Here is a 21774-nt window from a genome sequence, read left to right on the forward strand (position 1 = left end):
ACGCCAGACGCCAGACGCGAGACGCCAGACCCGAGACCCGAGACGCGTAAGTCCGGCGCGGGGCCACGGCGCACGGCCCGGCTGCCTGCGGTGTTTCTGGCGCGCTCGTCGAGCTGGGCCCGCGTGTCCCTCGCCGGCCCCGGTGCAGAAGTAGATGCTGTGCGACGGAACCGAGCCCAACGACACGAGGCGGACGTAGAGGAGGCGGACGTAGAGGAGGCGGGTGCGACACCGGGCACGTGGGGGTCACTGCACCAGCGAGGCGTCGTCCTGGTCGCCCGACAGCGAGGAGCCGTCAGCGTCCCAGGCCCCGGCCTCGCTCCACTCACGGTGGAGAAGGGGCGGAGACAGGCAACGCCGCTGTTTCACGTGAAACAGCGGCGTTGCCAGTCTCGCAGAGGACGAATCAGTGCCGGACGTGCGTGTTGACGAGCGACCGGTAGAGGTGCCCGAGGTCGAGCCCCGCCGCGCGGGCTGCCTGGGGGAGCAGGGACGTCTCCGTCATGCCCGGGGCGACGTTGACCTCGAGGAACTGCACGACCCCGTCGGCGTCGAGGATGACGTCGGTGCGCGACAGGTCGCGGAGACCGAGCGCGGTGTGTGCCCGGACAGCGACCTCGCGGACGACGCCGAGGATGTCGTCGTCGAGCCGGGCCGGCGCGAAGTACTCGGTGCGGCCGGGGTTGTAGCGCGCGTCGAAGTCGTACGGTCCGGTCGTGACGATCTCGACCGGCGGCAGCGCCTCCGGGCCGCGGCCCAGGTCGACGACGCTCACGGCCAGCTCGACGCCCCGGACGGCCTGCTCGATGAGCGCGACCTCCCCATACGCGAAGCAGTCCACCATGGCGCGAGGAAGCTGGTCGGCTCGCTCGACGAGCGTCACGCCGAGCGCCGACCCGCCGTGCGTCGGCTTCACGACGAGCGGGAGCCCGAGGCGTGCGACGACCGCGTCGAGCACGGGCTGGGCCCCGAGCTCGCGGAAGAGGCTCTGGGGGAGGGTGACGTACTCGGGGGTGCACAGGCCGGCGCCGAGGACGACGTTCTTCGCGACGGGCTTGCTCCAGGCGGTGCGGCTCTCCCGCGGGCCCGTCCCGACGTAGGGCACCCCGACGAGCTCGAGGACGTCGCGGATGGAACCGTCCTCTCCGCTCGCGCCGTGGAGCAGCGGCCAGACGACGTCGGGGCGCGCGGACTCGAGAAAGGGCAGGAGGTCGGCGTCGACGTCGTGCACGGTCACCTCGAGACCGGCGGCGCGGAGGCTCTCCGCCACCCGGCGGCCGGACCGGAGCGAGACGTCGCGCTCGTGCGAGAGGCCGCCCGCGAGGATGGCGACGTGCCCGCCGGGAGGGACGTCGTCGTCGGGCCGGAGGAGGTGAAGGTGCTGGTCAGGGCGCTGCGCGTCCGTCGAGGTCGTGCTGTCGGCTGCGCCGGTCGTCGTCGGGCTGCCCGTGGTCGTGTCCACTGGTGACGGACTCCTGTTCGGTGCCGCTCCCGCCCGGTCGGGGCGGGAGCGGCGTCGTGTGGTGAGGTGCTTCAGGCCAGGTTCGGCGAGGGGTTCTCGACGTCCGTGACGTCGGGGTCGAGCTCGGCGTTGGTGCCGAAGATCTCGACGAGCTCCTGCTCGGCGTTCACGACGCCCGCGAGGCGGCGGACGCCTTCACGGATCCGCTCCGGGGTGGGGAAGCAGTAGGAGAGGCGCACGTGGCTCGCGCCCGTGCCGTCGGCGTAGAACGCGGTGCCGGGGACGTAGGCGACGCGCGCGGTGACCGCGCGGGGGAGCATGGAGCGCGCGTCGAGCCCGTCGGGGAGCTGGACCCACGTGTAGAAGCCGCCGTCCGGCACGGTCCAGCGCGCCGAGGGGAGGTGCTCGGCGAGGGCGCCGATCATGGCGTCGCGTCGCTCGCGGTAGAGCTCGCGGAACTGCTTGATCTGGCCCTTCCAGTCGCACGTGTCGAGGTAGGCGGCGATGGCGAGCTGCGACGCGTTCGACGGGCACAGGATCGCGGACTCGCTCGCGAGCACGAGCTTCTCGCGGACGGCGTGCGGCGCGACGACCCAGCCGACGCGGTAGCCCGGGGCGAAGGTCTTCGAGAACGACCCGAGGTAGAGGACGCCGTCCTCGTCGAGCGACCGCAGCGCGGGGAGCGTCTGGCCGTCGAAGCCGAGGAGCCCGTACGGGTTGTCCTCGATGACGAGGACGCCGTACCGCTGCGCGATCTCGAGGATGCGCGGGCGGCGCTCGGCGGTGAGGGTCACGCCGGCGGGGTTGTGGAAGTTGGGCACGGTGTAGAGCAGCTTGACGCGACGCCCGTCGGCGGCGAGGCGCGCGAGCGTCTCCTCCAGCGCCTCCGGGACGAGCCCGTGCTCGTCGAGGGGCACGTGCACGACGTCGGCCTGGTACGAGCGGAACACGCCCAGCGCCCCGACGTAGCTCGGCGCCTCCGCGACGACCACGTCGCCCGGGTCGACGAAGATCCGTGTGACGAGGTCGAGCGCCTGCTGCGAACCGGTCGTCACGACGACGTCGTCGGGGTGGCACTCGATGCCCTCCATCCGCACGACGTCGAGGATGCGCTCGCGCAGGGTCTCGTCGCCCTGGCCGGAGCCGTACTGCAGCGCCGTGGCACCGCGCGTCGCGACGAGGCGCTGCATGGTGTCGGCGATCTGGTCGAGGGGGAGGCCTTCGAGGTACGGCATGCCGCCGGCGAGCGACACGACCTCCGGCCGGTTCGCGACCGAGAACAGCGCGCGGATCTCCGACGCTCGCATCCCGTGCGCTCGCTCTGCGTAGGCACCGAACCACGGGTCGAGGCGGGTGCCGCTGGGAGCGGGCTGCTGCGAGGGAGTCGTCGGTCCAGTCACGATCCCCAGTGTGGCACGGAGGATCGGGGGATCGCGTGAAGACGCCGGAGGGCGGACCACCGTGCTGGTGGCCCGCCCTCCGGCGTGCGTGGTGCGAGGTCGCTCGCGGTCGGTGCTGTCGCGGAGGCGACGGCTCAGACGGTCGTGGCGAGGACGGCGTCGATCTCCTCCGTGAGCGCGCGCTTGGGGCGCGCCCCGATGATCGACTTCTGCAGCTCGCCTCCGACGTAGACGTTGAGCGTCGGGATCGACACGATGCCGTAGGCGGCGGTCGTCTCGGGGTTCGCGTCGGTGTCGAGCTTGGCGATCTTGATCTTGCCGTCGTACTCCTCGGCGAGCTCCTCGAGGATCGGCGCGACCTGGCGGCACGGGCCGCACCAGGTCGCCCAGAAGTCGACGAGGACGGGGACGTCGGACTCGAGGACCTCCGCGCGGAAGGTGGCGTCGGTGACGGGGACGGTCGACATGGTGTACCTCCTGGGGACGTCGGTGGCTGCGGTGCGGGGTCAGGCCTGGAGCTCGGCGAGCGCCTCGGGCAGCTCGTCGGGGTTTGGCGTCTGCGGGGTGCCGGCCAGGTCCGCGAGGCCCGCCGCGTCCGCGAGCTCCGTGAGGTAGCGCTGCGCGTCGAGGGCGGCCGAGCAACCCGAGCCGGCTGCGGTGATCGCCTGGCGGTAGGTGTGGTCGACCGCGTCGCCGCACGCGAACACGCCCTCGAGGTTGGTCGCGGTGGTGCGCCCGACGACCTGGATGTAGCCCTCGTCGTCCAGGTCGATCTGCCCCTTGACGAGCTCGGTGCGGGGCTCGTGGCCGATCGCGACGAACAGGCCCGTGGCGGGGAGCTCGCGCTCCTCACCGGTGACGGTGTCGCGCAGCGTCACGCCCTCGACCTTCTTGTCGCCCTCGATCCCGGCGACCTCGCTGTTCCAGGCGAACTCGATCTTCGGGTCGTTGAGCGCGCGGTCGGCCATGATCTTCGACGCGCGCAGCTCGTCGCGACGGTGCACCAGCGTCACCTTCTCGGCGAAACGGGTGAGGAACGTGGCCTCCTCCATCGCCGAGTCGCCGCCACCGACGACCGCGATGTGCTGGTCGCGGAAGAAGAAGCCGTCGCACGTCGCGCACCAGGACACGCCGCGGCCGGACAGGCGCTTCTCGTCGTCCAGCCCGAGCTCGCGGTACGCGGACCCGGTCGCGAGGATGACGGCGCGGGCGCGGTAGGTGTCGCCGTTGCCCGTCACGACGGTCTTGACCGGCCCTTCCAGGTCGAGCAGCGTGGCGTCGTCCCACTCGATGCGCGCGCCGAAGCGCTCGGCCTGCTTCTGCATGTGGTCCATGAGCTCGGGGCCCATGATCCCGTCGGGGAACCCGGGGAAGTTCTCGACCTCGGTGGTGTTCATCAGCGCACCACCGGCGGTGACCGACCCCGCGAGCACCAGCGGGGCCAGGCCCGCGCGCGCCGCGTAGATCGCCGCGGTGTACCCGGCGGGACCGGACCCGACGATGATCAGGTTCTGGACGGCTGACTGCTCGGTCACGTGCTGCTCCTCGGATGCTCGATGCGTGGCGGCCGACCACGCGAGAGTGTGAACGCCGCCGGGGCGGCTTCTGTTCCACGGTACGGGGGTTCGCCGGTCGACGGGCGCTCGGCTCACCGTGGGTGCGATCCGACCGGCTCCCGTCCCACCGCGGCGGCGGTCTTCGACGCCCCGGCGCGCCGACCGCCGCGACCCGGCGCGCGCTCCACGGCCGACCCGGCGCCGGAGCGACCGGACACGTCGGGCGCGTCCACGACGAGGACTGCGGGCGGGCACGAGCGCGACGGCGGGGCGCGGCGGACCGTGGGGACCCGGTGCGCGTCGGGCCCCCACGACGTCAGGAGACGAGGATCTCGTTGATCTCCGCGCGGAACTCGCCGGCCGGGTTCTGCGGCAGCTCGGTGAACCACAGGACGATGGACTCGGCCTCGACCGGCTGCTCGAACGTGAACGTGGCGCCGGGTGACAGCGGCCCGGACGCGAGCACGGTGCCCTCGGTCGGGGTGTCGGGGCTCGTCGCGCGGATCTCGACGTTGCCGCCGTTCGTCGCGGTGTCGATGACGATCGACGAGACGGGCGCCTTCTCCTCGAGGGTGACGGCGAAGCCGATCCCCGAGCGCAGCCCGGCGAAGTCGGCCGCGTTGTAGCGGCGCGAGATCCACGTCGTGTCCGGCTGCTGGTCGTAGGCCAGCGACGCGAGCTCCGGGTGCTCGCCGTCGTTGTTGCCGGCGGCGTTCCCCTCGGGGTCGAGCGCGGTGCCGGACGCGATCATCGGGCGGACCTCGGGTGCGGCAGGGGCCTCCTCCCCGCCGGAGCCGGTGCCCTCACCGCCCTCGGCCGGTGCCTCCGACCCGCCCGCGGTGGGCTCGTTCGTCTGCACGGCGGGCCCGAAACCGTCGAAAGCCGTGTTGACGGCCCAGACGACGCCGCCCACCACGAGGGCCAGGACGAGCACGAGGACGATCGGGGTCGCGTTGAACCGTCGCGGCCCGCGCCGCGACGGGACGGGCTCGCTCCACGCCTGCGCGGCGTCGGGGCCGGCGGGCGGGGGCGGCGGGGACGCCGGGTCGTACGCCAGGGGAACGGTGCCCGCGTCGTAGCCGACGGGCGGCGGCGGGACCGCGTACGCCTCGGCGGTCGGGGCAGCCGCGGGCGGCGGGACGGCGGCGGTGGCCCCGGTCGCGGCCCCGGCGGCGTAGGCCACCCCCGGGCCTGCGGACCCGGGCACGGCACCGACGCGGTGGATGCGTCCGGTCGTCGGACGGCGGACCGGCGGGGCGGGCGGCGGTGTCCCGGGCGGCGCGCTGGCCGCGCCGTCGAACGCCGAGCGCACCGACTGGCGGCTCACACCGGCGGCGGGCTGCACGAACGCGGGCAGCGCCGCGACGACCGAGACCTCGCCCCACGGCTCGACCGCACCGACGACGTCGGCGGGCGAGCGCGGCCCGTCGCCCAGGGGCGTCGCGGTCCACTCCTCGGCGGTGCCGTGGGTGCCGGCGAAGGTCTCGGTGCAGAGGTCGTCGAGCTCGGCCGGGACGTCGGGGCGGACGTCGGAGAGGGCGAGCACGCCCTCGCCCGCGCGCTGCGCGGGGAGCGGGTGGATGGCGTCCGCGGCGATCCAGGGGACGTCGAGGGACGGCCCGGCCCACCGGGCGGTCATCGCGTAGTAGAGGAGCGCGACGAGCCCGACGGCGTCCGCGCGGGAGGTCTGCTCGGCGTCGTGCTGCTCGTGGCCGGCGACGCCGGCGTCGAGACCGAGGCCCGTGACGAGCACGCGGCTGCCGTCGACACGGACCGCGTCGGGGCGCAGCGCGAGGTGGTGGACACCGCGACGGCGCGCGACCTCGAGGGCGGCGGCGGCCTCGCCGACGATCGCGCGCGCCTGCTGCGGGTCGACGATCCCGCCGGCGACGACCTCGCTCAGCGTGATGCCCGTGTAGCGCTCGGTCACGACGTACGCCACGCCGTCCTCGGACCCGACGTCGAGCACCCGCGTGAGGCGCGGGTCGACGACGAGCGCGGCACGCCGCGCGGAGTCGAGCGCCTCGGCGACGTGCGCGCCGGTGACGACCGAGAGCCGCACGGGCCGGTCGAGGATCTGGTCGTGCGCCGACCATGCCGTGACGTCCGACAGGTCGGACGCGAGCTGTTCGTCGAGCCGGTAGCGCGCGACGAGCAGCGTTCCTGGGGCCACGCCGTTCACCGGACCTCCTCCGTGTGGGACTCGTGGTCGAGACCCCATGGTACGCGGGCCCGGATTGCCCCCGTATCACCGGATCCGCGCACGTCAGACGTGTCGCGTCACCGGCGGACGAGGCGTCTGACGCGCCCCACGATCGGTCCCGCGAGCTGGTCGAGCTCCCGCACGCGCATGAGCTTGAGGCCGCCCGCGTAGACGAGGCCCATCACGGTGCCGGCGACCGCCACGACGACGACGGACTGCCACCAGGAGAGCCCGTAGATCCCGTCGGCCGGATCGCCCGACAGCACCACGAAAGCGCGCAGCACGCCCCACCCGGCGACGGCGCTCACGAGCGCGGCGAGGCCCGCCTTGACGTGCAGGCGGAGGATCCGTGCGCCGTCGAGCCCGTGGAGGGTGCGCCGCAGGCCGACCGTGCGGAGCCCGACGGCCACGAGGTTGGACAGGCTCATCGCCAGGCCGATGCCCACGACCCACAGCTGCGGAGGGAGGAGCTGCGTGCCGAGCCACGACACGCCGACGAGCACGAGCGTGCCCGGCACCTGGATCCAGAAGACCGTGCGCCCGTCCTCGAACGCGTAGTAGACCCACTTCATGAGGACCATGCCGCCGAGCGGCACGAGCCCGAGCGCCATCGCGCGCAGCACCATGGAGACGGCCTCGCCCGAGGCGGCGTCGACCGAGGGCACGAGCAGCTTGGTGACGGGCAGGGCGAGGACGACGAGGACCGCCGTCGCGAACACCGTGAACACGCCGACGGTGCGCACGCCGCGCGAGAGGTCGTGCCGCACGCGCGCGAGGTCGCCCGCGTGGGCGGCCGCGCTCATGCCCGTGAAGAGCGCCGTCGCGATGGAGACGGTCACGAGGGAGTGCGGGAGGAGGTAGATCATCAGGGCCTGCGTGTAGGCCGCGTTGCCCGCGACGGCGAGCGCGCCCGAGAAGGCGTCGGGGGCGCCCGTCACCAGCCCGGTGACGGCGCCCAGGGTCCCGGGGTCGTCGCGGTAGGCCCCGAACGTCTGGGCGAGCGCTGCACGGGGCGCCTCGCTCGCGAAGCGTGTCGTGAACAGGACGCCGACCTGCTCGAGGATGACCGCGGCGAACGTCCACAGGGCCACCTGGCCCGCGGACCGCAGGCCGATGCCGTGGAGGCCGAACCGCAGGTGCCAGCGGAAGCCCGCGCGCCACAGCGGGACGACGAGGATGAGCGCCTGGGCGGCGACGCCGAGCGTCGCGGTGCCCGCGAGCAGCGCGATCTTGGTCCCGTCCCACTGGGTGAGGTCGTCGACGTTCCCGGTCACCGCCGGGCCGTATAGCGCGATGAACGCGGCGAACCCCGCGATCGACACGACGTTGTTCAGCACGGGCGCCCACATGAACGGGCCGAACTGGCCACGTGCGTTGAGGACCTGACCGAGCAGGGTGTAGAGGCCGTAGAAGAAGAGCTGGGGCGTGCACCAGAAGGCGAACGCGACGGCGAGCGACGTCTGCGGCGCCGTCCAGCCAGGGCCCGTGTACAGCGCGACGAGGATGCTCGAACCGGCCGTGAGCAGCGCGGACAGCGCCAGGAGGATCACGCCCGAGAGCGTGAGCAGCTTGTCGAGCCGCTCCTGCGTGTTGCGGGCGCGGTAGGCCCGCACGATCTGCGGGACGAGGACGGCGTTGAGCACGCCGCCCGCGAGGATCGCGAAGAGGACGTTGGGGATCTTGTTCGCGACGTCGAACGCGTCCGCGACGAGGCCCGTCGTGCCGATCGCGGCGACCAGCAGGACGTTGCGCACCAGGCCCAGGCCGCGCGAGACGAACGTGCCCGACGCCATGAGTGCCGACGACCGGCCGAGGCCGCCCATGCGGGGGGCGGGAGCCTCCGTCGCGCCGGCCTCCGCGGTCTCGTCGGGGGTGCCCGGCGCCGCCGGGTCGCCGGGGAGCGCGCCGGCGATCCGGGGGACGGCGTCGCGCGTCGTCCCGGGGCGCGGCCCCCGCCCGGCACCCGAGGGGCGGACGTGCCGCGGCTGGCCCGGGCTCACGGGCCGCGCTCCGCGTCCGGGTGGCGTGGCCCGCCGGGCGCGACGTCGGCCTGGCGGTCGGGCCCGCGGCCCTCTCCGGCCGCGACGGACGCCCGAGCGCTCGGCCCGGGCGCGCCGGGATCTCCGGCCGACGGCTCCCGCGGCGACGGCTGGTCGAGCGTGGCCCCTGCCAGGCGCCGGGGCGAGCGGCCGCGACGCACCGTGCGCCAGATGCCGGCGAACAGGGCGATGACGAGCAGGACGGCGACGACCACCGTGCCGACCGACTCCCAGTCGGCCCGGACCCGGACGACGAACTGCTGCGGCTCCGCGACCCGGACCTGGGGCTGCGCGGCGCTGACGAGCTCGACCTCGACGGTGACGTTGCCGCTCCCGAAGCCTTCGACCGGCACCCCGACGCTCGCCTCGGTCGGGACGAGGTCGCCGTCCGCGTCGCGCGTCGCCGCCGGGATGGTCACCGTCGTGCGCTCCGGGGCCCGCAGCCGGGGGTCGTCGGGCCGGAGCACGACCTGCACCGTCGCGTCCTGCGTGAGGGTGCTGCGTACCCGGACGGGCAGGTCCTCCTGCTCGGCGACGAAGAAGAACGACGAGCGCGTCTCGACCGAGAGCCCGCCCCGCACCGCGGCGGACCGCTGCTCGGCCTGCTGGACGGCGAGCGTGCGCGACGGCGGCGCCGCGCGGTAGGCGACGGCCGTCGGCGTGACGAACGCCGGCTCGAGCGGGCGCGTGAGCGCCGTCGGGTCCGCCGCGACCGTCGCGAACGTCGCGAGCTCCGCGCGCGACCGGTCGAGCGACCGGAGCTGGGCGGCACCGATCTCGCCGTCGGCGGGGGCAGCCTCCGGCAGCGCCACGCGGTCGACGGAGGGTGGCTCGACCGCGAGGAGCTGGTCCACGGGCGCGAGGTCGACCCAGCCGGAGTCGCGCAGCGCGTCGAGCCGCGCCGTGAACAGGCCGGGCTCAGGCTCCCAGGACCGCGGCAGCGCCGCGAGGACGTGCCGCTGGTCGGCAGGGCGCTCACGGGCGATCACGGCCGTCTCGGCGAGCAGGCGCTGCGTCGCGGACACGCCGGAGCCGTCGCCGGCGGAGACCAGCGCGGTGAGCACCGGGTCGGCGACGAGCGCCGTGACCGGCCCTGCGGCCGTCGTGACCGTGGCGACGCCCGACGGCGTGTAGGTGAGGGAGTCGTCCGGCGCGAGCCCGCCCGGGCCGACGACCGTCGCGGTCGCCCCCGACGCGGCGGCGAGCGTCGTGGTCGCGAGGTCGGGCACGGCGTCGGCCGTCCAGGCGAGGTCGGTGCGCCACCCGCTCGTCGGGTCCGGGGGCGCGGGGGTCCCCGTGTCCGCGGCGTCGTCGGTCGTGTCGTCGGGCGCCGTGGCCGATGCCGGGTCGGACGAGGTGCCCGACGACGGCAGCGGCGTCCCCTCGGGCAGCGCGAGGCCCGCGTGCGCGAACGCCGCGACGTCCGGGTCGTAGGCGCGCAGCGCGAACGTGGAGCGCCCGGCGGTCGCCCCGCTCACCGCGTCCCCCCAGGCGTTCACGGCCGGGTCCGCTGCCACGGCGGCCGCCGCGAGCAGCGCCGGGTCCGCGACCCAGCCCACCTCGGGCCGCTCGCCCGTCGCGGCGAGCAGGCGGCCGAGCCGCCCGTCGCTCGCCACCGCCGCCGAGAGCGCGTCGTCGTACGCGACCGGGTCCGGGTCCACCGGGGGGCCCGTCAGCGCCGCGACCACGCTGAGCCGGACGGGCGACACCTCGCTCGCGGGCGCCCGGAGGACGAACGTGCGCTGCGCGGCCAGGCGCGCGCCGCCGTCGGACACGGCGACCGCCACGCCGCGCGGGCCCCAGTCGCTGCCCGCGCCGAGACCGAGCTCGGCGGCCGTCGCCGAGAGCGTCACGTCGGCGCTCTCCCCGGGCGCGAGCGGTCGCCCGACGTCCTCGGCGGCGACGGTGGCGCCGACGCGCCCGTCGAGACCGGTCGTGGTCCAGCTCTCGAGCGCGGACCGCGTGCTCAGCGCACGCCGGTCGACGCCGAGGGTCACCGTGGGGGATCCGAGCGTCTGCTCCGTCCCGTTCGTCACCCGCGCCGTCACGGTGAGGGTGCTGTCCGGCGCGAGGACGGTCGGTGCGAACGACGTGAGCTCGAGCGAGACAGCGTCCTCGCCCTCGGGGGCCGTGTCCGCCGCGGCGGGCGGGGCCGCCGTCGTGCCGCCGAGCAGGACTCCGGCCGCGACGACGAGCGTGAGGAGCAGGGCGACGAGCAGCCGTGCGGACGGACCGCGGAGCGAGACCGGCGCGGCGCCGCGAGGGCGCGCACCGCTGCGGGGGGAGGGCGTCATGAGTGGTCGGTCGAGCTCCGTGGGGCGGGCGGTGCCGGGCCGCCGCGGCCGTCGTGCGGGTGGCCGTGCGGGCGGACGATCGTCCGGGTCACCCTACTCTCGACCACCCCGTGGAACCGCGTGCGCCGGCCCTCGAGAACGCCCTGCGCGACGACGGCGATGCGCCGCTCGTTCGGGTACGCCAGGCGCGCCGGGAGGTCCGCGACCGGGATCCAGGCGACGTCCTCGGCCTCGCCGTCCGGGTCGCCCTCGACCGTGAGGTGCCCGCCCGTCGCGCGGAGCAGGAAGTGGTGGACGACCTTGTGCACGCGCCGGTCGTCGCCCGTGAACCAGTAGTCGATGACGCCGAGGGGTTCCTGCACCGCGCCGCGGATGCCCGTCTCCTCCGCGATCTCGCGGACGGCCGCCTGCTCCGGTGTCTCGTCGCCCTCGAGGTGGCCCTTCGGCAGGCACCACTCCAGGCGGCCGCCGCGGTTGCGCCGCGCGATGATCGCCGCGCACGGCTCGCCGCCGGCGAGCGTGATGACGAGACCGCCCGCCGACACCTCGTCCACGACCGGGAGCGGCGCGGGCGCGGGGCCCGGCCGCGAGCGCGGGTCGATGCGGAGGGCGTGACCGCCCGGCGGGGCCGGGACGGGGGCGGGCTGCCCGCGGCCGTCGCCACGCCCGCCCGCCGGATCCCTCCGGGGGTCGTCGGCGTGCGCGGGGGTGGACATGGATTCAACTTTACCGAGTGGGCACCCACCTCCTCGGGACCGGCTCCCCGGTGCGGACGCCGCATCTGGCAGGCTTGGGTGTCGTGCCCCAGCCTTCGTCCTCCTCACCGTCGCCCCAGCCGACACCGCCCGCGACGCCGCACGCGCTCGAGCTGCAGCGTCGGGCCCTCGCGGTGCTCACCGAGATGGCTCCTGCGGCGATCGAGCTCGGCGAGGCGTTCCGCGCCGCGGGCCACGAGCTCGCGCTCGTCGGCGGACCGGTCCGCGACGCGTTCCTCGGGCGCGCGAGCAACGACCTCGACTTCGCCACCTCCGCGTCGCCCGACGAGACCGAGGCGATCCTGGCGCGCTGGGGCGACGCGCACTGGGACATCGGCAAGGAGTTCGGCACGATCGGCGCGAAGCGCTTCGGGCGCGGCGGGCCGGGGGACGATCTCGTCGTCGAGGTGACGACGTACCGGACGGACGAGTACGACCCGACGTCGCGCAAGCCCGTCGTCGCGTTCGGCGACACGCTGGAAGGCGACCTGTCGCGCCGCGACTTCACCGTCAACGCGATGGCCGTGCGGGTGCCCGACATGACGTTCGTCGACCCGTTCGACGGTCTCGGCGACCTCGCCCGCCGCGTCCTGCGCACCCCGATCGCCCCCGAGCGGTCGTTCGACGACGACCCGCTCCGCATGATGCGCGCGGCGCGGTTCGCCGCGCAGCTCGAGTTCGACGTCGACGGCGGCACGCTCGCCGCGCTCGTCCTCATGACCGAGCGCATCGAGATCGTCTCCGCGGAGCGCGTGCGCGACGAGCTGTCGAAGCTGCTGTGCGGGACCGCGCCGCGGCGTGGGCTGGAGGTGCTCGTCGACACGGGCCTCGCCGACCACGTGCTGCCCGAGCTGCCCGCCCTCAAGCTCGAGATCGACGAGCACCACCGGCACAAGGACGTGTACGAGCACTCGCTCACCGTCCTCGACCAGGCGATCGCGCAGGAGACCGGGCCCGACGGCGCCGTCCCCGCACCCGACCTCGTGCTCCGCCTCGCGGCGCTCCTGCACGACGTCGGCAAGCCGCCCACGCGTCGGTTCGAGGCCGGGGGCGGCGTGAGCTTCCACCACCACGAGGTCGTGGGGGCCAAGATGGTCGCCAAGCGCCTCAAGGCCCTGCGGTACGACAAGCAGGTGGTCAAGGACGTCGCGCGCCTCGTCGAGCTGCACCTGCGTTTCCACGGCTACGGCGACGGCGCGTGGACCGACTCGGCGGTGCGCCGCTACGTGACCGACGCCGGCCCGCTGCTCGAGCGCCTGCACCGGCTCACGCGCGCCGACTGCACGACCCGCAACCGACGCAAGGCGCAGCGGCTCCGCGAGTCGTACGACGACCTGGAGCGGCGCATCGCCGAGCTCCAGGCGAAGGAGGAGCTCGACGCCGTCCGGCCCGATCTCGACGGGCAGCAGATCATGGAGATCCTCGGGATCCGCCCCGGACCCGTGGTGGGCAAGGCGTACAAGCACCTCCTGGAGCTGCGCCTCGACCGCGGGCCGGTCGACGAGGAGACGGCGCGCGCGGAGCTCCTGCGGTGGTGGGCCGAGCAGCCGGAGTCGTCGGAGTCCTGAGCGCGGCCCGGCCGCGTGGGAGCGGGCGAGCGCTCAGGGGCGGGAGGAAGACGCGGGACGCGACAGGGGTGCCGCTCTCGGGCGGAGAGCGGCACCCCTGTCGTGCTCGAGGGTGCGACGTCGTGCCGGACGCCGCGGCGACGGCTCAGACGTCGTCGGTGGCCAGGGCGGCCTCGACCTTCACGTCCTCGGTGCGCGAGTCCACGGAGCGTGCGTCCTCGACCGGGGTGTCCTGCGTCCCGGCCTGGGCCGGGCCGTGGCCGTGCGCCGGCGGCGCGCTGCGCCGCAGGAGGAACGACAGGCCGACGGCGACGAGCATGACCGCCGTCCCCCAGACGAACGCGTCGCCGACACCCTCGGCCAGCGCGACCTGGGGCGACGCCCCCGCCTCGCCGTAGGCGATCGAGCGCGACGTCATGACCGCGACGAACATCGCGGTCCCGGCGGCACCCGCGAGCTGCTGCGCCGTGCCGATCGACGCCGAGCCGTGCGAGTACTGGTGCGGCTCGAGCGACGAGAGCGCGGACGTGAACAGCGGCGTGAACATGAACGCGAGGCCCAGGCTCAGCGTGACGTGCAGGGCCAGGACGAACCACGGCGACGAGTCGGCGTGGATCGTCGTGAAGGCCGCGAGGGCGACCGCGACGACGCTCACGCCCGGGATGACGAGCGGGCGCGGGCCCACCCGGTCGTAGAGCCGGCCGACGGTCGGGCCGAGCAGACCCATGAGGAGCCCGCCCGGGAGCACGATGAGCCCGGTCGCGAGCGGCTCGAGGCCCATCGCGTCCTGGAGGAACAGCGGCAGGAGGATGAGCGAGCCGAACATCGCGACCATGCCGACGGCCATGATGCCGAGCGGCACGCTGAACCCGCGGTGCGTGAACACGCGCAGGTCGAGCAGCGCGCGGTCCTCGCGCTGGAGGACGATCTGCCGCCACGCGAACGCGGCGAGCGCGAGGACGCCGAGCGCGAGCGGCACGGCGGGCGGGACGACCGGGGTGTGGCGCGCGGCCTCGCCGATGCTCGACAGCCCGTAGACGAGCCCGCCGAACGCGAACGCCGCGAGGACGAGGGAGAACGGGTCGAGGCGCGAGTGCGTACGGTCCGCGACGTCCCGGATGTACAGGAAGCCGAGGAGAAGCGCGACCAGGCCGATGGGCAGCACGATGCCGAAGACCCACCGCCAGCTCAGCGAGTTGAGGATGAGGCCGGAGAGCGACGGGCCGAGCGCGGGCGCGGCGGCCATGACGATCGAGATGTTGCCCATGACCTTGCCGCGGATGGCCGGCGGCACGAGCGTCATGATCGTCGTCATGAGCAGCGGCATCATGATGGCCGTGCCCGACGCCTGGACGACGCGCCCGACGAGCAGCCACGCGAAGCCGGGGGAGAGCGCGGCGAGCAGCGTGCCCGCGCTGAACAGCGACATCGCGAGCAGGTAGGCGCCGCGCGTCCCGAGCCGCTGGAGCAGGAACCCGGTCGCCGGGATGACGACGGCCATGGTCAGCATGAACGCCGTCGTGAGCCACTGGCCCGTGCTCGCGGTGATCCCCAGGTCCGCCATGAGCGGCGCGAGCGCCACGCTCATCGTGGTCTCGTTGAGGATCACGACGAACGCCGAGCCGAGCAGCAGCGCGATGACGAGGAAGTCCGCCCGGGGGAGGCGGTCGACGGCGGCCGAGGTGTCGTGGGTGGGGGAGGCTGTCACGGTGTGTCTCCGCTCGCGTCGGTGGCGGCCCGGGCGCAGGGTCGGACCCGGTCGGGGGGCAGGGTGCGCTGCAGGGCAGCGCGACGGTCGCGTGCGGGGGCACGCGACGACGGTGTCGGTTCGGTCGGCGGGGCCACGAGCAGGGTGACGCGACCCGGAACGGTCCGCGCGGCGCTCGCCGCGACGATCCGTACCCTGTACGACCATTCACCATCCTGCGTTATTCCCGCCGACGGTGACGACCTCTTTTCGGCGCCGGACTCATCGGTACGCCGACGGCAGAAGGAGATCCGCGCGTCGCGCGGGCGGGCGAGGGGAGGGGCGCGTCAGGCGGGGGACGTGCGGGGGGAGGGGCGCGTCAGGCGGGGGACGTGCGGGGGGAGGCCCCGGCGTCGGGCACGACGGCGCCGCCCGGCGCGGACGGCGTGCGCGCCCCCCGCGTCCACAGGACCAGCGCGGCGACGCAGTACGCCACCGCCAGCGCGACGAAGACGCCGCGCGACCAGCCCGTGTCGGGGAGCGTGAAGGCGGCGAGGGCCGCCGCGCCCACGAACGCCGCGTTGTACAGCACGTCGTAGAAGGCGAACGCGCGGCCGCGGAACTCGTCGTCCGTGTCCCGCTGGACGATGGTGTCCACCGCGATCTTCGTGCCCTGGGCGGCCAGGCCGAGCAGCGTCGCGCCCGTGAACACGACCGCGCGCGACGGCGTCGTCACCAGCAGGAGCTGGCTCGCTGCCGCGAGCAGCAGCATGATCGCGATCCACACCTGCGGACCGGTGCGGCGCGACAGGAACGGGGTGATGACCGCCGCCGCGGCACCCCCCACGCCGGTGAGCCCCACGACGAGCCCGAACGTCACGAACCCCGCGTCCTGGTCGCCGGGGCTCAGGAGGTTGCGCGCGATGAGGATCGACGCGATGAACACCACGCCGTAGAGGAAGCGGTGCGTCGCCATCGCGAGCAGCGCCTGCCCGGGCGTGCGGCGCGCGACGAGGTACCGGGCGCCGTCGGCCAGACCGCGCGCGACCCGCGCGATCTCGGAGCTGATCGCGGACTCCGCCGGGCGCTCCGGGCCGAGCTGCGTGCGCCCGAGGCGCAGCGCGAGGAGGGACGCGACGCCGAACACGAGCGCCGCGCACACGAGCGCCGACGAGTCCTTGACCCGGCCCGGCTCGAACGCCAGCCCGAGCACGACGCCGATCCCGCCCCCCACGAACGCCGCACCCGCGCCGAGCGTCGGCGTGAGGGAGTTCGCCGTGAGGAGCAGCGGGCCGTCGACGACCCGCGGCAGGCCCGCCGAGAGCCCGGCAAGCAGGAAGCGGTTCACGGACAGCGCGGCCAGGCCCAGCGCGTAGATCCAGCCGCTCACCCCGCCCGTCAGCATGAGCACCGCCATGCCGAGCGTGATGACGACGCGCACCGCGTTGCCCCACGCGAGGACCTGACGACGCTGCCACCGGTCGAGGAACACCCCGGCGAACGGGCCGACGATCGTGAACGGCGCGAGCATCACCGCGAACGCGCCCGCGATGGCCGCCGCCGTGCCCTGCGACTCGGGGGAGAAGAACAGGAGCGACGCCAGGCCGACCTGGAACATGCCGTCCCCGGCCTGCGACACGAGCCGGACGGCGAACAGCCTGCGGAAGCCGTCCAGACGCAGCAGCGCCCGCAGCTCGGAGATCACACCCACGCGGTCACCCTACGTTCGTCGTCGTGCGGTCGGACATGCGGTTGTCCCCCGTGCCGCGTCGTGCGGGGTCGGGCGCCCGGGTCGCGCTGGGAGGTCGGGCGGGGAGGCGCGCCGCGTCTACCATCCGCCGCTCGTCCCTCGCGGCTCCCGCCAGGCCCGCCACGACGCGGCGCGCCTCCCCGCCCTCCCGGTGTCGTCTCACCTCGAGCGCGGCCACGGCCGACGACGAACCCGGCCGAGCGAGGTAGAGCCCTGGTCCTCCTGCCGGACGACCAGGGCTCTACCTCGGCGGAGCGCTCAGCTCTCAGGGCTCCAGGTCAGCGCTCGACTCTTCGGTCGCGCTGGTCCTGCGCTCCGCTACGGCCGAGAGCCCGGCGAGAAGCGTGCCGGGCTCTCGACCTTCGCTGCACTCCGGATCAGCGCTCGACCTCACCGGCGATGAAGGCCTCGAGCTGCGCGCGGCCCTTCGTGTCCTCCATCTGGACCGGCGGGGACTTCATGAAGTACGTCGAGGCCGAGAGGATCGGGCCGCCGACGCCGCGGTCCTTCGCGATCTTCGCGGCGCGGACGGCGTCGATGATGATGCCGGCCGAGTTGGGGGAGTCCCAGACCTCGAGCTTGTACTCCAGGTTCAGCGGGACCTCGCCGAACGCGCGGCCCTCGAGGCGCACGTACGCCCACTTGCGGTCGTCGAGCCACGCGACGTAGTCCGACGGTCCGATGTGGACGTTGCGGTCCTCCGTCTTGCCGCCGAGCGGGCCCTCGAGGTTCGAGGTCACGGCCTGCGTCTTGGAGATCTTCTTGGACTCCAGGCGCTCGCGCTCGAGCATGTTCTTGAAGTCCATGTTGCCGCCGACGTTGAGCTGGTACGTGCGGTCCAGCACGACGCCGCGGTCCTCGAAGAGCTTGGCGAGCACGCGGTGCGTGATCGTCGCGCCGACCTGCGACTTGATGTCGTCGCCGACGATCGGGACGCCGGCCTCCTCGAACTTCGCGGCCCACTCCGGGTCGGACGCGATGAAGACGGGGAGCGCGTTGACGAACGCCACGCCGGCGTCGATCGCGGCCTGCGCGTAGAACTTCGCGGCCTGCTCCGAGCCCACGGGGAGGTAGCAGACGAGCACGTCGACCTGCGCCTCGCGCAGCGCGGCGACGACGTCGACCGGCTCCGCGTCCGACTCCTCGATCGTCTGCGCGTAGTACTTGCCGACGCCGTCGAGGGTCGGGCCGCGCTGGACGGTCACGCCGAGCGGCGGGACGTCCGCGATCTTGATCGTGTTGTTCTCGGAGGCGTTGATGGCCTCCGAGAGGTCGAAGCCGACCTTCTTCGCGTCGACGTCGAACGCCGCCACGAACTCCAGGCTCGACACGTGGTAGTCGCCGAACTGGACGTGCATGAGGCCCGGGACGGTGCTGCTCGGGTCGGCGTCACGGTAGAAGTGCACGCCCTGGACGAGGGACGATGCGCAGTTGCCTACGCCGACGATGGCGACGCGGATGGAGGTCATCCTCGCTCCTTGGTGTTCGTTGTTCCAGGGTCCTCGGGACGCCGCGCGCCGTCGGGCTCCTGCTCGGATGGTTCCGCAGGATGCGGGGTGCTGCTGGACCGCGCGCGGGCGGCGCCCCGGGCGTGCCCGGAGCTCCTGTCGCGCTCGGTGGTGATGAGACCGTCGAGCCAGCGCACCTCGCGCTCGACCTGCTCGAGTCCGTGACGTTGCAGCTCGAGCGTGTACTCGTCGAGCCGCTCGCGCGTGCGAGCCGCGGACTCCCTGACCGCCTCCAGCCTCTCGGTGAGCCGGGTGCGCCGGCCCTCGAGGATGCGGATGCGGGTCTCGGCGTCGGTCTGCGCGAAGAACGCGAACCGGACGTCGAAGCTCTCGTCCTCCCACGCCGCCGGCCCGGAGGAGGCCAGGACGGTCTGGAGGTGCTCCTTGCCCTCGGCCGTCAGCTCGTAGACGATCCGCGCACGCTTGCCCGAGAGGGCGGGTGCGAGGGTCGACTGCGCGGCCGACTGCTCCGTGCCGGTGATGAGCCCGCGGGCCACCAACGACTTGAGGGCGGGGTACAGCGAGCCGTAGGAGAGCACGCGGAAGGAGCCGAGCATGATGTTGAGCCGCTTGCGCAGCTCGTACCCGTGCAGCGGCGCCTCCTTGAGGAGCCCCAGGATCGCGGTCTCGAGCACAGGCGTCTTGCTCCGCACGATCCCACCTCCTGACGCTCCTCGGCGTGCCCCCGGAGGGACTCGCTGGGATCTGGTTCGACCCGATGTATCGAGTCGATACATCGACAGGTTAGGTCGTCCCGATGTGTCGTGCAATCCTGACCGGACTGTGACACGCGTCGCCGGGCATGTGAAGAACCCGCGGAGGCGGCGGGACGCCCGGGCGAATCAATGGCGGACGATCCCGCTCACGGTGCGCTGAACCCTTGTCGGGACAGGGTGACGCCCTATTGTTCAGGGTGGTCCGGCGTGCGCCGACCTCGTGCCCGACGGCGGCCCGCCCCCGAGGCGGGCCCGTCCCGTCGGTCAGGTGGTCCCCGCACGGCGGCCCACGGGCAGGCCCGCGGTCGACGCGAGCCGGCTCCTCGATGCCCCCCAGAGGAAGGTAGACCGTGGCGCGATCCACGAGGACGAACGGACGGACGACCCCGCGCGGGCGCCGTCGGTTCTTCAACTACCCACGCTCGCACGTCAAGGGCGTCCGTCGCTGGCTGCCGTCGTGGCGCGTGGTCGTCGGGACCATGCTGACGGGCATCGCGCTCGTCGCGGGCGTCGGCGTCGCGGCGTGGTTCACGACCGAGGTCCCGACGAAGCTGCCCAGCGTGGGCGCCCAGACGTCGACCGTCTACTGGGGCGACGGCACCACGGAGATGGGCAAGTACGCGGTCGAGGACCGCGAGATCGTCGACTACGCGACGCTGCCGCCGTACGTCGGCAACGCGGTCGTCGCGTCCGAGGACCGCACGTTCTGGACGAACTCCGGCGTCGACGTCAAGGGCATCGCGCGCGCCTTCTACAACAACATCAAGGGTGGCGGCCGTCAGGGCGCGTCCACGCTGACGCAGCAGTACGTCGAGCGGTACTACACCAACACCGTGACCGACTACGCGGGCAAGGCGCGCGAGGCGATCCTCGCCGTGAAGATCACCCAGGAGCAGGACAAGGCCGAGATCCTCGGCAACTACCTCAACACCATCTACTTCGGTCGTGGCGCCTACGGCATCCAGGCGGCCGCGCAGAAGTACTACGGCGTGAACGCCGCCGACCTCACCGTGTCGCAGGCGGCGATGATCGCCGGCATCATCCCCAGCCCGACCAACTGGGACCCGGCCGTCAACCACGCCCAGGCCGAGGAGCGGTGGCAGCGGACGCTGCGGAACATGGAGGAGGACGGCCACATCACCGCCGCCGAGCGCCAGGCGGCGGTGGACGCGGGCTTCCCCGAGGCGGTCGAGTACGTCAAGTCCCAGAAGTACGACGGCCCCACGGGCTACCTCCTCGCGATGGTCGAGCAGGAGCTGGCCGGCGAGGGGATCGGCATCAGCGAGGACGCCCTGACGAGCAAGGGCTACAAGGTCACGACGACGATCGACGCGGCCATGCAGCAGGCCGCCGTCGCGACGGCGGACTCGCTCCCCCAGGAGGGTCGCGACGAGAACCCGGTCTCCCCGAACCTCCGTGCCGCCATCGTCTCGGTCGACCCGAACGACGGCTCGGTCCGCGCCCTCTACGGCGGCAAGAACTTCCTCGAGAACCAGTACAACAACGCGACCCGAGGCGCGGCGCAGGGCGGCTCGACGTTCAAGCCGTTCACGCTCATCGCGGGCCTGGAGAACGGGCACACGCTCGACGAGCGCTTCGACGGCAACTCGCCCAAGACCTTCCCCGGCGCCAACAACGGCGAAGACTGGAAGGTCCGCAACTTCAGCGACCACGACTGGGGGAACGTCGACCTCACCGAGGCGACCGCGCAGTCGGTGAACACCGCCTACGCCGAGCTCAACCTCGAGGTCGGGCCGGAGAAGACCGCGGACGTCGCGGCTCGCCTGGGCATCAAGGCCGACGTCGGGTCGAACCTGGCGAACGTGCTCGGTGACGCGACGGTGACGCCGCTCGAGCTGACCAACGCGTACGCGACCATCGCGGCCCAGGGGCTGCGGTCGACGCCGCACATCGTGGCCTCCGTGACCGACTCCCGCGGCAACCTCGTCTACCAGGCGCCGGGGGCCGACAAGCGGACGCAGGAGTTCGACCCCGAGGTGATGGCAGGGGCGACCTACGCGCTCTCCCAGGTCGTCGAGACGGGGTCGGGCAAGCCCGCGCAGGCGATCGGTCGTCCCGCCGCCGGCAAGACGGGCACGTCGACGGACAACAAGTCCGCGTGGTTCGCCGGCTTCACCCCCGGTCTCGCGACGGTCGTGGGTCTCTACCAGTCCGGCCCCAACGGCGAGCAGGAGCAGATCACGCCGTTCGGCAAGTGGGTCAACAGCGAGATCACCGGTGGCTCGTGGCCGGTCGAGGCCTGGACGTCGTACATGCAGACCGCTGCGGCGAACCTGCCCGCGGGGGAGTTCCCGGACTACACCCCGCCCAAGCCGAAGCCGACGGAGACGCCGACCGAGACCCCGACGGAGACCCCGTCCGAGGAGCCGACGCCGGAGGAGACGGAGGAGCCGCAGCAGCCGGAGAACGTGGCCGTGCCGTCCGTCGTCGGCATGGAGGCGCGTGCCGCGCGGGCCCAGATCGAGGGTGCCGGGCTCAAGGTGCGAATCACCGAGGAGTTCTCCGACCAGCAGCCCCGGGGGTACGTCATCAGCCAGTCCTCGATGGACCAGGTCCCGCCGGGCTCCACCATCGCGCTCGTCGTCTCCAAGGGCACCGACCCGGGCCAGCAGCCGCCGCCCGAGACGCCCGACCCGGAGGACCCGGACCCGTCGCCCACGGAGACCGGCAACCCGGGTGGCGGAGGCAACCCCGGCGGGGGTGGCGGCAACGCCGGCGGCATCATCCCGGGCAGAGGCTGACCCGCCGGTCGGCCGCAGATTTCCGGGCGCCCGCGCCGAGCGGGTACCCTGGGGAGCTGCCGTCCGCCCGTCGG

At 73.7% G+C, this 21774-nt stretch carries 13 protein-coding genes and 1 pseudogene; 2 read left to right on the plus strand and 12 right to left on the minus strand.

Annotation, left to right across the window (positions count from 1 at the left end):
- Positions 1–406 precede the first annotated feature (406 nt).
- From AC3WT4_RS13635 to AC3WT4_RS13670, 8 genes and pseudogenes are all read right to left on the minus strand, one after another.
- Positions 407–1327, minus strand: coding sequence for a D-alanine--D-alanine ligase family protein (locus AC3WT4_RS13635; RefSeq protein WP_257416882.1), 921 nt, complete (start codon positions 1325–1327; stop codon positions 407–409).
- A 206-nt stretch (positions 1328–1533) separates the two neighbouring features.
- Positions 1534–2769 (minus strand): aminotransferase-like domain-containing protein, encoded by a 1236-nt coding sequence (locus tag AC3WT4_RS13640; protein WP_108051338.1) that lies wholly within the window; start codon positions 2767–2769, stop codon positions 1534–1536.
- Between the two features lie 227 nt (positions 2770–2996).
- A complete protein-coding gene (gene trxA / locus AC3WT4_RS13645; protein ID WP_021479912.1) occupies positions 2997–3329 on the minus strand; it encodes a thioredoxin in 333 nt (110 codons plus the stop codon).
- Between the two features lie 39 nt (positions 3330–3368).
- The gene (gene trxB, locus AC3WT4_RS13650; protein WP_074803983.1) at positions 3369–4397 is read right to left on the minus strand and encodes a thioredoxin-disulfide reductase; all 1029 of its coding nucleotides are present in this window, start codon (positions 4395–4397) and stop codon (positions 3369–3371) included.
- A gap of 337 nt (positions 4398–4734) precedes the next feature.
- A complete protein-coding gene (locus AC3WT4_RS13655; protein ID WP_492315687.1) occupies positions 4735–6591 on the minus strand; it encodes a protein kinase family protein in 1857 nt (618 codons plus the stop codon).
- Between the two features lie 107 nt (positions 6592–6698).
- Positions 6699–8621 (minus strand): murein biosynthesis integral membrane protein MurJ, encoded by a 1923-nt coding sequence (gene murJ, locus AC3WT4_RS13660; protein ID WP_492315688.1) that lies wholly within the window; start codon positions 8619–8621, stop codon positions 6699–6701.
- Complete coding sequence (locus tag AC3WT4_RS13665) at positions 8618–10954, minus strand: DUF6049 family protein (protein WP_492315689.1); 2337 nt, start codon at positions 10952–10954, stop codon at positions 8618–8620. The genes murJ and AC3WT4_RS13665 overlap by 4 nt, the downstream gene beginning before the upstream one ends.
- A 128-nt stretch (positions 10955–11082) precedes the next feature.
- Positions 11083–11670, minus strand: a pseudogene (locus AC3WT4_RS13670) (NUDIX hydrolase); the annotation flags it as partial.
- A gap of 152 nt (positions 11671–11822) precedes the next feature.
- On the opposite strand from AC3WT4_RS13670, the gene AC3WT4_RS13675 reads away from it, so the two are divergent.
- Positions 11823–13277 (plus strand): CCA tRNA nucleotidyltransferase, encoded by a 1455-nt coding sequence (locus tag AC3WT4_RS13675; RefSeq protein ID WP_492315698.1) that lies wholly within the window; start codon positions 11823–11825, stop codon positions 13275–13277.
- Positions 13278–13422: 145 nt separating this feature from the next.
- On the opposite strand, the gene AC3WT4_RS13680 is transcribed toward AC3WT4_RS13675, so the two are convergent.
- From AC3WT4_RS13680 to AC3WT4_RS13695, 4 genes are all read right to left on the minus strand, one after another.
- Positions 13423–14985 carry an MDR family MFS transporter gene (locus tag AC3WT4_RS13680; protein ID WP_286185908.1) on the minus strand — a complete coding sequence of 521 codons (1563 nt, stop codon included), beginning with the start codon at positions 14983–14985 and terminating at the stop codon, positions 13423–13425.
- Positions 14986–15343: 358 nt separating this feature from the next.
- Entirely contained in the window at positions 15344–16675 is a 1332-nt protein-coding gene (locus AC3WT4_RS13685; RefSeq protein WP_074803976.1) for an MFS transporter, read from the minus strand.
- Positions 16676–17091: 416 nt separating this feature from the next.
- Entirely contained in the window at positions 17092–18183 is a 1092-nt protein-coding gene (locus AC3WT4_RS13690) for an inositol-3-phosphate synthase (RefSeq protein ID WP_074803974.1), read from the minus strand.
- Complete coding sequence (locus AC3WT4_RS13695; protein WP_021482833.1) at positions 18180–18875, minus strand: PadR family transcriptional regulator; 696 nt, start codon at positions 18873–18875, stop codon at positions 18180–18182. Before AC3WT4_RS13695 ends, AC3WT4_RS13690 begins: the two co-directional genes overlap by 4 nt.
- 413 nt (positions 18876–19288) lie before the next feature.
- Here AC3WT4_RS13695 and AC3WT4_RS13700 point away from each other — a divergent pair, with 413 nt between their 5' ends.
- Positions 19289–21700 (plus strand): penicillin-binding protein, encoded by a 2412-nt coding sequence (locus tag AC3WT4_RS13700; RefSeq protein WP_108048888.1) that lies wholly within the window; start codon positions 19289–19291, stop codon positions 21698–21700.
- Positions 21701–21774 lie beyond the last annotated feature (74 nt).

The organism is Cellulosimicrobium sp. EB106-03-01-XG111, assembly GCF_058792115.1.

Bases quoted from the DNA above. Each gene is read 5' to 3' on its own strand.
- AC3WT4_RS13640 (WP_108051338.1), bottom strand. From the start codon at position 2,769: ATGCGAGCGTCGGAGATCCGCGCGCTGTTCTCGGTCGCGAACCGGCCG.
- trxA (WP_021479912.1), bottom strand. From the start codon at position 3,329: ATGTCGACCGTCCCCGTCACCGACGCCACCTTCCGCGCGGAGGTCCTC.
- AC3WT4_RS13665 (WP_492315689.1), bottom strand. From the start codon at position 10,954: ATGACGCCCTCCCCCCGCAGCGGTGCGCGCCCTCGCGGCGCCGCGCCG.
- AC3WT4_RS13690 (WP_074803974.1), bottom strand. From the start codon at position 18,183: ATGACCTCCATCCGCGTCGCCATCGTCGGCGTAGGCAACTGCGCATCG.